This is a genomic window from Acinetobacter sp. YH01020 (assembly GCF_013420275.1).
In the GTDB taxonomy this organism is placed as follows: Bacteria; Pseudomonadota; Gammaproteobacteria; order Pseudomonadales; family Moraxellaceae; genus Acinetobacter; species Acinetobacter amyesii.
Genome location: NZ_VOYN01000068.1, coordinates 1 through 14,624, shown reverse-complemented (window position 1 = coordinate 14,624; position 14,624 = coordinate 1). Strand labels below are relative to the sequence as shown.

General features: G+C 37.3%; 9 protein-coding genes. 6 read left to right on the top strand and 3 right to left on the bottom strand.

Going from position 1 to position 14,624, the window contains the following annotated elements; all coding sequences use genetic code 11:
- Nucleotides 1-150, bottom strand: a 150-nt coding sequence (locus tag FTT85_RS16775) for a transposase (RefSeq protein WP_180184015.1), incomplete at its 3' end; no start/stop codon positions are given.
- Nucleotides 151-268: 118 nt separating this feature from the next.
- On the opposite strand from FTT85_RS16775, the gene FTT85_RS16770 reads away from it, so the two are divergent.
- Both FTT85_RS16770 and FTT85_RS16765 read left to right on the top strand, forming a co-directional pair.
- Nucleotides 269-937, top strand: a complete 669-nt coding sequence (locus FTT85_RS16770; RefSeq protein WP_180184014.1) for a hypothetical protein — start codon at nucleotides 269-271, stop codon at nucleotides 935-937.
- Nucleotides 934-5,985 (top strand): tyrosine-type recombinase/integrase, encoded by a 5,052-nt coding sequence (locus tag FTT85_RS16765; protein ID WP_180184013.1) that lies wholly within the window; start codon nucleotides 934-936, stop codon nucleotides 5,983-5,985. Before FTT85_RS16770 ends, FTT85_RS16765 begins: the two co-directional genes overlap by 4 nt.
- Nucleotides 5,986-6,239: 254 nt before the next feature.
- Here FTT85_RS16765 and FTT85_RS16760 read toward each other — a convergent pair whose 3' ends face one another.
- Nucleotides 6,240-7,544 (bottom strand): RNA-guided endonuclease TnpB family protein, encoded by a 1,305-nt coding sequence (locus FTT85_RS16760; RefSeq protein WP_180052749.1) that lies wholly within the window; start codon nucleotides 7,542-7,544, stop codon nucleotides 6,240-6,242.
- Between the two features lie 58 nt (nucleotides 7,545-7,602).
- On the opposite strand from FTT85_RS16760, the gene tnpA reads away from it, so the two are divergent.
- The 3 genes from tnpA to FTT85_RS16745 all read left to right on the top strand — a co-directional run bounded on the left by tnpA (nucleotide 7,603) and on the right by FTT85_RS16745 (nucleotide 12,084).
- Nucleotides 7,603-8,001 (top strand): IS200/IS605 family transposase, encoded by a 399-nt coding sequence (tnpA, locus tag FTT85_RS16755; protein WP_074382711.1) that lies wholly within the window; start codon nucleotides 7,603-7,605, stop codon nucleotides 7,999-8,001.
- Between the two features lie 655 nt (nucleotides 8,002-8,656).
- Complete coding sequence (locus FTT85_RS16750; RefSeq protein ID WP_180184012.1) at nucleotides 8,657-10,312, top strand: HNH endonuclease signature motif containing protein; 1,656 nt, start codon at nucleotides 8,657-8,659, stop codon at nucleotides 10,310-10,312.
- Between the two features lie 539 nt (nucleotides 10,313-10,851).
- On the top strand, nucleotides 10,852-12,084 hold the full coding sequence (locus tag FTT85_RS16745) for an ATP-binding protein (RefSeq protein ID WP_001255534.1): 1,233 nt from the start codon (nucleotides 10,852-10,854) through the stop codon (nucleotides 12,082-12,084).
- 271 nt (nucleotides 12,085-12,355) lie between these two features.
- On the opposite strand, the gene FTT85_RS16740 is transcribed toward FTT85_RS16745, so the two are convergent.
- Nucleotides 12,356-12,685: a DUF4236 domain-containing protein gene (locus FTT85_RS16740; protein ID WP_004726791.1), complete on the bottom strand. Its 330-nt coding sequence runs from the start codon at nucleotides 12,683-12,685 to the stop codon at nucleotides 12,356-12,358.
- Between the two features lie 257 nt (nucleotides 12,686-12,942).
- Here FTT85_RS16740 and FTT85_RS16735 point away from each other — a divergent pair, with 257 nt between their 5' ends.
- Nucleotides 12,943-14,238 (top strand): RNA-guided endonuclease TnpB family protein, encoded by a 1,296-nt coding sequence (locus FTT85_RS16735; protein WP_180184011.1) that lies wholly within the window; start codon nucleotides 12,943-12,945, stop codon nucleotides 14,236-14,238.
- Nucleotides 14,239-14,624 lie beyond the last annotated feature (386 nt).

Genomic DNA, 14,624 nt, shown 5'->3' with positions numbered 1-14,624 from the left:
AGGTAAATCACGCCAAGGACAGCCTGTTCTAATTCGAAATAAAATCGCTTCAATAAAATTCCGTAAATTTAATTTGAGATAAATATTAAAGTGACGGAAAATAGCAAGTAACTTGGACCAGTGTTGAGCATTTAGCATTGTTCGAGGCATAGCGAGTGTAAAATTGGGTTTGGCGATTTAATTTTACTATCTCGCTATTTTTTTAATCAACAAATGTCAACAGACCCTATTGTTTTAACGCTAAAAATAACTTACCTGTGCAGAAAAAATGATGACAACATTACTCATTGATGCATTAACAATATCTGAAGGCCGGTTTAAAAAAAAATGCCCTGTTTTAGTTCTGAAAATGATGTTACTCAATGAGGAAACGAGCAGGTTTTCAGAAGAAATTAAGAATCAAGCATTACTACTGCTCGCGATATATCGTAAGTTGCTGCTTGCTGTCGATCGGGATTTATTTAATGTAAAAACTCTAAAGAACAGTGTGAAAAGAAGACACTGGGCTAAAGTGGATAAAGCACAGAATAAGATGGTGGTTGCAAAGCAACTTCGACTAAAGCATTTAGATCTAGAAGAAATGATTTTATTTTTAAATACACAGCATTTTTTAAAACAGCTGCCGATTTTCTTTGTTCAAAAATTGGTTGATTGGGCACCACCGGTGGTGAGTGGTAATTTTTTAATCGAAAATGTTTTGGTAGGCTATATCGCCCAAAAGATTTTGCCATTAGAAAGAATTAAAGTAAAAGAGCTTGGCAAGTCTTTGCAACCATATTTTCATTTAGCTGACTTTTTTGTATTTTTACCTCAATTGGAGGAACTTTATCAAAAACATCAGCAGCAAATTGTTTGTGCGGCACCAACTGCAGAAGTTGCTTTGGCTTTAACAGACTTGAAGAAGGCGTGGATTTATCGTATTCGGAGTAGTTCATGAATAGGTATTTGGAGCAGCTCCTAGAATGGATTAATCAGAATGAAAATATAGAAGAACAACAACTGATCCAAGCATTATTTTTGTTGCGTGCACACTATAGCTTAGCTGGCATTGTTGTCATTTGTCAGCGAATCTTCACATTGATTGCGGATGATGAATTACTAGAATTTCGTGATGAGCTTAATACGTTAAAGATCATTAGTAGATTACAGGATTCTAGTAAATATCCACATTTTTTCTCAGAAACAACAGATAGAAACAAACATAAACTCACGCCATTGCGTCCATACACTGGAGACAGTGGAATTTGTGACTTGCTATTAATTCAAGCAGGAATAAGTCGAAATAATCAGTCTTTTGATACTGTAATCACGTGGTTTTTAGAGCAAATCTTTTACTTTCAAAAAAACGTACATACTCTAGAAATTTATAGTAATTATTTAAGTGGTGATGGAAGCATAAAGCTGAAAGCTCAAAAGGGATCTCGTGTGTATAATGCCTTTTTAGCGATTAGGCAGTTGGGTGATCCAAGTCATGAGGATATTTTAGAACGAGTCAAAGACTTAGTGACTCAAAACGAACCGGAACAATGGATTCGTTCGATGTCAGCTGGTTCTGAAGATAAACGATTAAATGAAGTTTTTTATGCATTAAAACTGTTTTTATCACAAATTTGGGATAATAATCGATTAAAAAATAAGAAGAAACGCCGAGAATTTTTACACCGTATAGGGTTAAAGCATCAAAAACTTATCTTGCAACGATACGGCTCATTAAGTATTGCCATCCAACCTTTGCAGGAGATTGATGAGATTCATCGTGGTCTGATTTCTGAAGTATTTGCGGATGATGAGATTGAAGAAGATGAAACACCATTGGAGCCATTGTTTACACTTTTTTTGGCAGAACAATCCGATTTAATTCGAGGGCTTTATGCATCTAAGTCTATTTTTCAGCATGTTGAAGCTACAAATGTTGGTTTAGTTTGGACAAAATGGCGATTGTCATTAAATTCGATTCAACAAGTGTTGAGGCTCTGTCAACCATCTCCGGCGGATAGCAGCTTAATTTTACGCGCAAAATTAGCTTTAATATTGAGTTTACTCACTGGACGTTCGGTTACTGAATTAACAGCGCCGTGTTTTAGTCAAAATACTGATCAGAATAATATTGCTATTCAGTATGATCATACTTTATCTGCATATGTATTGAGTGTTTTAGCAGGGACACCGACACTCAAAACAAAGCCAGAAGATTCTAAATTTCATGTGCCATGGACTAAGAAATTACATTTGGTTTTACCAAGTGAGCTCAATGATTTGGTGAATCAAGTCAAAAATCTTGGGATTAGGACCCGTCAACTGGCAGTTGAACGCGAAGTTAGAAGATTAATTAACAGTGTACCTCAAGAGCTAGAAGTCAGCCTCAAAAGCATTCGAGATATTCTTCCACGGTTGTTATATGAGCATAGCCAAGGTGATTTAGCTGTCGTTAAAGCAGTGACTAATGAATCAGGTCGAAATTATGATAACTTGATTCATTATGCCTCTTTTGAACAGAAGAAACTTGAGCAATTATGGTCTGATTGTTTAAGAACGATAAAAATTGATATTCCTCAATACATACACACTTCAAGTGAACGCGTGGGTAGCCCGATTGGAATAAAGATTGTTGAAATACAAAATGAAATTACACGAATAAAAAACAGAATAAATCAGGCTTATGAACAGAAAAATTGGCAGGTGCTCTTTGATAACTTAACGTTGTATACAGCATTGTGGATGAATCTTGCAACTGCAGGACGAGGAATTAAGCAACCCTTTCCAAAGTGGATCAGTCAGCCCGGATGGGCATTGATTCAAGATAAACATCATCAAGATGAATCAACCGATCGTTATGTACCATTGACGCCAGCGTTGATCAAACAGATTCAAGGTTTACGTGGTTTGATGCGAATGCTGGGGGAGCAAGTTGAACCACGTGTTGATTTATCATCTTATGCTCTGCAACTTTTTGATTCTCATCAGATTGAAGGTTTAGTTAGAAATTGGGCACGGAAGTTGGTTCGCTCTGATCATAATCAGTTACCTGGACGGTTCAAGGACGCTGGACTTGGGCACTGGATACGGGGGCGTCATCCATGGGATATGTTATCAGTATTTCCTGTATCAGTTTTTAAACAACAGTGGCTTGATGTACAAGAAAACCTGCAAAAACAATTAGGTTTCGAATGTTTTGAAGGTTTTGATTTTTTTAAAATCAAGCATATTCCAACATTTGTTTTAACCCAAGAGACTAAAACAGCTCAAGTAGAGACGAAGCCGAGAATACAATATTCAGAAAATGATGTAAAAGAATGGCTGAAAAACTCAGAGTATGAGTCCTATTTTCCGTTGATTTTTGAGGAAAATCCTGAGCCACAAGTAGCTTTAGAGCTTGGACATCTATTAGCTTCCCATTTAGCTAAAAATACAAACATTGATTTGCCAGAAGCGATCAAGGCATATTGTGCTTATATTCGCGATAAAACGAAAATTCCTTTATTCGTTCAACTTCCTCAAAAAGCTAATCGTACATGGCTGACATCTGAAAATAGTTTTAGTACATGGTGTTATATTGAACAAAACTTACTTGATCTTATTCAGAAGGATTTAGAACATTTACCTGAACATCAAAATTGTGATGTTGAAATAGGACGTTTGCTAGTTGTACTCTCCATGTATTCACAACTGTGCAGAGTGAGCCATTTACAAGCGATGTTGGAGTTTATTGCTTCTGATCAACATATAGTCGCTATGGGGAATAGTCGGCTCGTTGAACTGACAGTGAATAATGATAGATCTGTGACGAAGATACGCCGTACAGTACTGTTAAGTCCTTATGTCTCGACGTTGATTTTAGTAGGCCGACAGTATCTACAGCCCCGATTAAAAGAGATTTTAGCACAGCCAAGAAATCAACAAAGAACGGCTTGGCAAAAGTGTTTTAATACATATTTAAAACAAATAGGGGTTAAGTCAACTCTATCGTTAGCTCAATGGTTGAAAGCTTTACAGCAAAATGTGATGTTAAATAGTACTCCGTTGATTGCAGGTTACATATCAGGCCAAGTCTTGACTGAAGATCTTTCAATAAATGAATTATTACGCTTATCCGAATATGAAAAATTAACCACAGGTTTAGATAGCACTGAGCCAGAAAGTGAAATAGAAATAGGCGATGAGCAACTACATTTGTCTGATATTTTAGCGATGATTCAGCAACTAAAAGGTGAGTCTAGATCAAGCATTTGGCTTAAACAGCTTGCCAATAATAAAACGAATCACTATTCAGTCAATTTATTAACGTGCTTTGTGCAATGGTTGATTTTACGCTGTGATGCAGAAGAGTTAAGTCTACAGAATCGAAATATGATTCATCTACATTTGGCCATCGTCAGTGCAGGTGTATTGGGGTTTTCAGAAGATTTAACAAAAGATAGCCAGATTGATGAAGATGTGTTTCAAAAATGGATGGAGTTGACGCAAGAGCATTTTCCACATCGCAAGCATCTCGCTGCGTGGAATCGCTTTAGGGATTTTTTAATTCAGTTAAATGATGATCGTATAAGGTTACAAAAGCGTACAGCGCATCAAGCAAGTGCTAAAGTTTTTTCAAAAAATGAAGTGCGGCAGATCGTTCAAATATTACAATCTGTAGAATCTGGGGTGAATGATGCTGCTTTACGCCTAGAGATTCAGCGTCATTTTCGTTTATCTGCGGCGATGGGTGTACGCCGTTCAGAGGCGCTTCATTTACGGCCCTTAGATATTGATGAGGATATGCTCAGAATTCGTCCTTATGGTGAGCATCAGTTAAAAACACTTGGATCAGAACGTGTTGTTCCGATGAATTTATTAAGTCAGACGATTCAAAATGGATTAAATGATATTTATAAGAATAAAAAATATTCGATATTAATGTCTGATGAGAATAGTGAGCATAGGCCTTTTTTTGCTCAAATATCTCAAATATTAAAGAAAGTCACTGGAGATGTTGATCTCAGCTTACATCATTTAAGACATACGTTTGCAAGTACATATACTTTAAAGTGTTTGCAAACAGTGGTGGATTTTAAAGCGCTCACGATAGAATTGCCATGGCTACAAAATTGGATGCCATCGAATGAGCAATTTAATACGCTAGTAGGCAATGAAGGACAGGTTGGGCAAGGGATTAAGGCGATTAGTCGAGTGCTTGGACATTTACATGAATCGACAACATTAAAGCATTATGTTCATATCTTATTTCTGGCTACTTATGCCTATAGCATGCAACAACAGCAACCCAATTTACATACTGCATTTTTTAAGCGAGTCATGAGTCGGAGTAATTTATTCAGGCATTTCCAAGCGATTCATCAACAGAATGGTAATCTAAAATATGAGTTGAGAGACACCATCGAAAAATATGTACTCAAAAAAAGACAAAGTCAGAGGTGGGTCATCTATGCTCAAAAAAGAGGGAATTCGACTGGAAAAGTAATTAAACACGAATTATTTCAAAAGTTTGAAGATATTGAGCGGTATCTTATTTCTGGGCAGGGGCAGCCACGATTAGATATTGAGTCCTGGAAGAAAGCTTTAATTATGATGGCAAACATTCCGTCAGGTAAACGTGGTTCAAATATAGGAAGACATCCATTATCGACACAAGGAAAGTTAGCACGTTTGCCTGAATTACTCAGTGCTGTAGATTTTAATTCTGCACAAGAGATTTTAGAGCGATTTGATTATTTAGAACAAAACCAATCAGAAACTTATAATTGGTTAATAAAAAAATGGTTGTATGAAAGTAATGTAACAAAAGTATTGATGCATTTTACGGCAGAGGATGAACCTATGCTTTCAATCCTTACAGAACATCAGTTTTTTCCGATAGTGATGAAACATAATAAATATGATTATTTTAGAATTATGTCTCAACAAGCGTCATTAAGCGCCGTGCGATGGGTACTAGCATGGTTGAGTGTACGATATTTGGTGATTAGAGATCATATCAGAATTTAAGTAAATATGACTTACGCACGCTTTATTACATAAAGTTTTGAAAGACAGCGCTACCCTAATTGAGCTAAATTCAAGTGACAATTTGGGTATAAGTGCAGCCAAATTCTGTGAATTTGTTCAAGACAGCTACGTGTGCATAAATATCATTTACCTGACTACATCATACCTTGCATTTAATATGCTGCTAGAAGCCGTTTGACATACTCCCACCACTTTCACGATGTTCAAGTGGGGGATTCTAAAAGCAAAAGCTCTTAGGTGACTTCCTCACGGATTTCACTTGCTTTCTGCTTCACAGGGCGATCTTTACCGCATCTTCCCTCGACAGACAAAACGGTGTGTCCCACCGCTAAAATGTTGCGAGAAGCATTAATATCTGCATTCTCGCTAAAGCCACACTCGACACAACTAAAGTTTGCCTGAGTGAGCCTATTTTCTTTTGCAACGTGACCACATGAACTACAAGTCTGACTTGTATATTTAGGGTCAACTTTAACGAGTAAACCACCTCGCCATTGCTGTTTGTACACCAACATATTAACAAGCATTGACCAACCTTGATCCAGGATTGATTTATTTAAGCCGGACTTGGCTTTAACATTCTTTCCTTTTTTCTCGATTGAGCCTTTCGCTGACTTCGACATATTGGCTACTTTTAAGTCCTCAACTACGATCATTGCGTGGTTTTTGCTGAGCGTTGTGGTGACTTTGTGCAAGTAGTCATGCCGAATATTGGCAATATGATGGTGTAATGTATTGATCTTGAGATTCAGCTTTTTCCAATTTTGACTGAACTTGTTTTTCTTTCTCAGCTTGCGCTGAAGCCTAGCCAACTTTACTTGATTGGCCTTGAAACTATTGATCGGGTCGAATACTTGACCACTAGACGTTGTAATTAACTTTTTAATACCTAAATCAATGCCAATGGCTGATTTCGATGGATGGACTGGTGCTTCTACCGTATTTTCAGCACCAAATGACACATACCATTTCCCGACATGCTTGGAGATTGTGACGTTCTTAATCTCACCCACAATATTTTGTGATTTTCTGAATTTCACAACGCCAATGTCATTAGGTAACTTAACTTGGTTGCCTTTAACCCAACAGTATCTATTGAATTGAACAATACGAATGGAATCACAGCCATTAGATTTCTTTTTGAATCGTGGCATGAGTGGTCTAAGTTGGACTTCACGACCATCAGGCAATTTAAAGAATCTTGGTTTTTTGGCTTTAAATGGTTTTTGCTTTAACTTGGCTTGTTCTTTCGGGTCAAAGAACTTCCCCCAGGCATCACCAAGATCACGCACTTTTTGTTGAAGTGAAACGCCATTTGAACTATTTTCTAGAAAAGCACACTCAGGTTTTTTTCGTAATTCAGGAATTTTATTGACTAAATTAACTTTGTTGATTCGCTCATTATTAGCAAGCATCTCGAACGATACAGCTAAAATTTGATTCCAAACAAAACGTGCAGAGCCAAGCAACTTGTTTAAAACAAGCTCCTGCTCTGCATTAGGCTCAAGCCTAAATTTATACGCTTTGTTGATTTTCATAAATGAGTATGTATGTGTTAATATAATCAAATGCTATCATTAAACGAACAATCAAACAATGACTGAAATCTATAAAAACCGCCATTCAGCCTTTAACTTACACGTACACTTAGTATTTATTACAAAGTATAGAAAGAAAATTCTAAATGATCTACATCATAAGTATTTTAGTGAGTGTGTAGCCGAAATATGCAAAGATTTTGATGCAGAGCTAAAAGAATGTAATGGTGAGGCTGACCATGTTCACATGCTTATTCAGTACCCACCAACTGTTCAGCTTAGTAAGTTGGTGAATAATTTAAAATCGGTAACAAGCAGAAGAATGCGGAATGAATTTTTAGATTTACGTGGTAGTTATGCAAAACCTGTTTTATGGTCACGATCTTATTTTGCAGGGTCGTGCGGTGGTGCGCCCTTAGATATTATTAAGAAATACATTCAAAACCAACAAGGTTAAAATCTGTGAAATTCACCTCCACCCTGACTGTCGGGTGGAGTCCTCTTTCACTTAAAGATAGCATCCTTCCTTGTGCAAATAGCCTAAGCATATATCGTTCAACCTAAGGGGCCTAGGAATCAGCGACTTTGATTTGTTCTTTGCTTTCAATTTGATCCATATGTTATCGATTTATATTTTTTTATTTAAAAATGAATAAAAAAATTCTAATTCGGTTTGACCAAAGAAAAAGATACCCATATGATAATTACGTTACAGCAAAATCTGTAATCGGGCGTGGAAACCTGAAAATTACTACAGAAGCATTAAAACCGCTTTAGCGGTTTTTTGTGCTTATTATGCTTAGTTTGCCATTATGGTAGGCCAGGCAGGGCAGTCTATGACTGGCCGTCTTCTGTAGTGCGGTATTTCCACCCCTGTTTGGTCTACCTCCATCTCGTGGAAAAGATGGTTGTAGATAGTGAACTCTAAACTACAGGTACTAAACATGAAGATTTTATTATCTAATCCCCCCATTTCTCTTAGGTTTCTTTTGTTAGCGCTGACTGAATATTGACGGTCATTTAATTCATCGCTTTAACCAAATCGAACTATATACACTTTCAAATTTCGTACTTGAGCGAAAGTAGGACAGTGTTGTCTGGAGAAAATAAAAATGGGTCCAACACGATTATTGACCAATATTATTCAGCGTAAAGTTATGTTGCCAGAAGAAATGTCACCTTCAATGCAGCGTGACAATTTTGAAGTGGCACTGACTGATTTTGAAAAGCATCCAATCATCAAATGTTTATTTAAGGCGGATAACCAGCGTTCTACGGAATGTTGGAGCGTGCAAGAAATTGCAAACTTTATTGAGGATTGCACAGAAGATCAAAACATCAATTTATGCATTTTGTATTGGAAAGATATACACGGCAATATTTACATTATTGATGGAGCACATCGTCTTTCCTGTATCTATGCGTGGATTAATAGATATTTTGCGGATGAGCAAGTCACTCAAGCACCTAATTTCAATGATCCACAAAAACAAGATATTCGTTACCTCCGCAATTATTTAGGAGATCTCGCTGATTTTCAAAAAATTTGTACTGATGCCGAATTCGCAGAAAAAAAATCGAAATTAGGCGATATTAAAATCAGTTTCAGGCAGGTACTGGGAACTCCGGAAGATGCGCGACGGGTATTTCAATCGATTAACTCAGATACTAAACGTTTAGATAAATATGAGGAATATCACCTAAGAAATCGCGGTAGTGACGCGTATTATGCGATCTATGCCTGTTGTTATATCAATGACAATAAATCTAACCTAGAAGAGCTCCAATATACACGTTTAAATGAGTTGATTGAGTTAGGGGAGAGGATCCACCAGCTACTTTTTTCGACCATTTTATTAGACAATGAAATGAGTCATGGCAAAAAAATTGGCTTGGTCAATGAGCTGATGAATATCATTGCGGGTGATCAGATTCATAATATTATGAGTCTGAATCAGGGGGAGCGCGTTGAAAACCTAATGTCGCATCTGTTGACTATTCTTTGCAGAATAGCGACGCCTGTAAAAAATGCTGGGGTTCCGAGTTTGGGCTTACATCCATACTTATATTTTTATAAGGATCAGCGTTTTCAGATTACTTCTTTTCTTGCATGGTTTTCAATTGTGTATGAAATTCATGAAAGCCGCATGCAGATTCATCATCGAACGATTAGTTTCAAGGACTTCACCCGGGTACGCCGTAGTATTGAGTTCTTGATCGCCAATTTCCCCGTGGCGACCACCGAAACGGTCGGCAAGTTCGGCAGTGGTATCAAGGGCTATGATCGGCTACAAATTGTCTATAAAGCCTTTATTTGCTTAAGCTTGGAAATGGATGTTGATCTTGATGATGAGAAATGCCTGAATACCTTTATTCTGTCCATGTCTAAGGCCTTCAAGTACATAAACTTTAACGAGTTCTATGTCGAAAGGTTTTTGGGTGGTTATGATGATGCAGTAGTCAAGAATGTGGTGGGATATGTGGAGTCGATTAGTCCAATTTCTCGGTCAAAGCCAAAGGCCTTTTCGGCATTAACCAAGAGTCTGCTTAAGCACAATTTTCTGGTGGGTAATCATAACTTTTGCCTCATTTGTGATGGATTGATCTATCTTGATTCTACTGAATCGGATCATAGGATTGCCAAAGCCGTAGGTGGGCAAGGCGTTCTAGAGAATGGCCTGCTAGTTCATCCCATCTGTAATAGGATGAAATCAGATCTGAGCCTGGAAGAGATTAGAGCGGATTTGTTTGGTGAATTACTGTATTGAGCAGCAGAGGGGGTAAATTAATTTTCTAAAATTTATCAATGATTTAACTTTTGATATATTCAGCCAATGTGGTTGTTTTTAATTCACTTTAGAATCACAACCAGAAACTAGCTGTAGTTTCTGAATGACCGTCAAGGTCCTTAGTTTCGCCCATAGATTCCCTCTGTGGGCTTTTTTTTGATCAAAAATTGTATAGATGCCCTAAAATAAACCTTTTAGCATTTCATAAGCAATGAGGATTAAGGCTGAGACCATCAGCACAACAAAAATGAGTTCCACTCTAGTTAACATATTAATTCCTTTTACTTTTCACTTAATTTATATAGCAGTTAACTCGTAGCATCAATGAAATAACATAACATGGAAAATAATCAAAAAGACAGAATTTGGATTTTGATCAGATCTGCTGTTTACATGCTTCTACAGCAGCTTTGAATGTTTCACTTAACCTTTAAACTTTTCTTAAAACTAAATATATTTACATATACATTCTAAAATTTGATAGAATTTATTAAAACTTTAGATTCTAAGTGTAAATAATGAGAAGCGCTAATATTCGACGTGATGGCTACTTAAAATTTCTGAATACATGGCAAGACCGTGATGTCATTAAAGTACTTTCAGGTGTGCGTCGCTCTGGAAAATCCACCTTATTGGCGATGTTTCAACAAGACCTAAAAGCACAGGGTGTACAAGCCGAAAACATCATTGCCATCAACTTCGAATTTATGGAATTTGAAGAACTCACCGATTACCGTAAACTACATGATTATGTATTGTCCAAAGTTGATAAAAGTAAAAAAAACTATGTTTTTTTAGATGAAATACAACATGTTACAAATTTTGAGAAAGTAGTCGACTCTTTATATGTTCGGGATTATATCGATTTATATATTACAGGTTCAAATGCATTCTTTCTAAGTGGAGAACTTGCGACGTTACTCACAGGACGCTATATCGAGCAACATGTTTTACCCTTGTCATTCCAAGAGTTTAAACAGTGGCATATTGAAAATAATCCGATCATCCAACAATTATCCAATCGTGATTTGTATGCCATGTACACGCGCAGTAGTTTCCCCTATACGCTTGCCATGACCAGCCAGCAGGAAACCTATGATTACTTGCAAGCGGTCTATGCCAGTGTAATGTTTAAAGATGTTATTCCCCGTTTGAATACGGCCGATATTAACTCTCTCGAGCGTGTCGCAAGATATTTGGCAAGCGTGACAGGCTCACCCATTTCCATCAATAAAATTAAAAATACCTTTGTTTCAAGTGGGGTTAAAATCTCATTTGAAACAGTAAAACGCTATATTCAGGGCTTACAGGACAGTTTGTTATTTTATAGTGCCGCACAATTTAAAGTACGCGGGCGTGAGTTATTACAATCCTCTGAAAAATACTATTTAGTTGATGTCGGATTGCGCCGGATTATGTTGCCTGATGCTAATGCTGATCAAGGTCATATCTTAGAAAATGTAATTTATCTTGAGCTTGTCAGACGAGGTTATACGGTCTATGTAGGGCGGGTTGATGAATATGAAATTGATTTTGTTGCTGTCGATACTTTACAGAATTTAACTTATTATCAGGTGGCATTAGAAACGCTCAATGAGGAGACACTCAGCCGAGAGTTACGTCCATTACAGAAAATTTCTGATTCGTATCCCAAGTATTTGCTTACCTTAGACACGATAGGGACTGAAGCGAATTATAATGGTATTGTAAAAATGAGTGCTCTCGATTGGTTGCTATCTGAAAATAAGTAAAGTTGAGGGTAGACATGGATACTCTTATTTATTAATTAAAAATCAAAGACTTTTCAGCATCATTCAAGAATGTATTCAAGCATAATTTCTGCTCCAATTGTGATGGATCGATTTACCTCGATTCGATTGAGTCAGACCCTCATGATTGAGCCAGAGTCGCTTACTGAAAGTAGCGAGAATTGCGCTGGAGTTTCTGAAGGATATTAATTCCTTAGTTTGCCCATTCATCCATGTGGGCATTTTTTTTGATCAAAATACAATGCTGTTCTTGCTAAAAAATGACGGCACCTACAATAAAACACAATATTCCAAAAATAATCCAAGGCCAGATCTTTGTCTTCGGTTGTTCTAAATTCTGAGGATTATATTCCGTGTGTTCTAGCGATGTCGGTTGTGGAACACGGGTCTTTTTAGAGTAAGGCTGGTGTTTAGAGTAAGATAGTCCCGTACCTGGAATGCCGACACTGGTTCGCGTACCTTTTTTCCCAATATTTAGAGAAGCACCAGGTTTGCCAATGCTGGCACTGCTGATGCCTTTATGGGTCAGATTAATTTTAAAACCCGGGAATAATTTAATACTTTTACGAAATCTAAAACCCATATTGCTCTCATTCTAAAACTTAGCTCAATTCACGCGCTATACCAGGATCCATGATCTGCTAGAGATCGTACTTTGACGGCTATCATCAGGATACTAGTATATTTTTTATCTTTAATCGAGCGTAAGACCCCCACCGACAGTGAGGTGGTGGATATAAGCGAGTGGCGTAAGCCATAATAAAGCTAATATTTTCTTGGATATATCACCAATTTCTGATACAGTTATTTATTAATAACTCTTTCCTAAACAATGGTTTAATGAAGATTTCACAACATTGCAAGTTTAGGCTTTTGCCTAATCAAGAACAGGAAATATTGCTTAATCAAGCAATCGGTTCTGCTCGTTTTGTGTGGAATCAAATTCTCGCTAAATCATTTGAAATGTTCGCTAAAGATGAATTTATTCGCTATGAAACCATTGAGAAAAACTTAGTACCACTCAAGAAAATACCAGAGTTCTCTTTTCTTGGTGATACCTATTCAGCTTGCTTACAGCAAAAAATCCGTGATCTTGCTACAGCATGGAAGAAGTTCTATAACGCCAAAGAACAAGCGAAGTTGAAGCAAAAACCATTCAAACCTAAAAAACCAAGATTCTTTAAATTAGCTGATGGTAGCGAGGTTCAGCTTCGACCACTCATGCCACGCTTTAAGAAAAAATCTGATGGTGAGCAATCGTTTAGACTTCCGTTTCAGGATTGTGATGTTGTCGGTGATCGCGTTTCTTTGCCTAAAAAAACAGGTTGGATTAAGTTTAAAAAATCACAGGAAATTGTTGGCAAAATCACAAGTGTCACGATTAAGAAAATTTGTGGGCTTTGGTACATTTCATTTTGTACTAATCGTGAGGTCGAACAACCTATCCACCCATCAAAATCAGCCATTGGCATCGACTTGGGCGTTAAAAAGTTAATCACAACCTCTAGTGGTCAGGTATTCGACCCGATCAATAGCTTTAAAGCCAATCAGGTCAAGTTAGCTAGGCTTCAACGCAAGTTGAGAAAGAAAACCAAATTTAGTCAAAACTGGAAAAAACTGAATCTAAAGATCAATAAATTACACCATCATATTGCCAATATTCGGCATGACTACTTGCACAAAGTCACTACAACTCTCAGCAAAAACCACGCAATGATCGTAGTTGAGGACTTAAAGGTAGCCAATATGTCGAAATCAGCGAAAGGCTCAATCGAGAAAAAAGGAAAGAATGTTAAAGCCAAATCGGGCTTAAACAAATCAATTCTTGATCAAGGTTTGTCGATGCTTGTCGATATGTTGGAGTACAAACAGCTATGGCGAGGTGGTTTGCTCGTCAAAATTGACCTTAGATATACAAGTCAAACGTGTAGCTCATGCGGTCATGTAGCGAAAGAGAATCGACAAACTCAAGCTAAATTTGAGTGTGTTGAATGTGGCTTTAGCGAGAATGCGGATATTAACGCTTCTTGCAATATTTTGGCGGCAGGACATGCCGTTTTGTCTGTCGAGGGAGGATGCGGTAAAGGTCGCCCTGTGAAGCAGAAAGCAAGTGAAATCCGTGAGGAAGTCACCTAAGAGCTTTTGCTTTTAGAATCCCCCACTTGAGGTAAAACGAAAGTGGCGGGAGTATGTCAATAAAATCATTGTATTATATGTTTATGCAACAAACCCTAAATAAAATATATCGCAAATAAACCAATTTTCCTTTCAGGAACGACTTTGTTGCGCAAATATCTTGATCCTAGCCAAAATAATGGACAGCACGTCCCTCTAAAGATAACGTAACTTTAATCTTTGGAGATCCAAGAAATGGTTATCTTGCGAAGCAGTGCTTCTTGTATCTTGATTGATATAGTGATTAGCTACCACTATACGCAAATTGTAGAGTTTGGAGTGCTGCTAAAATCTTAAATTTGAACCTGAGATAAAACCTACAATTTGCCCTTATCCCTCATACAACT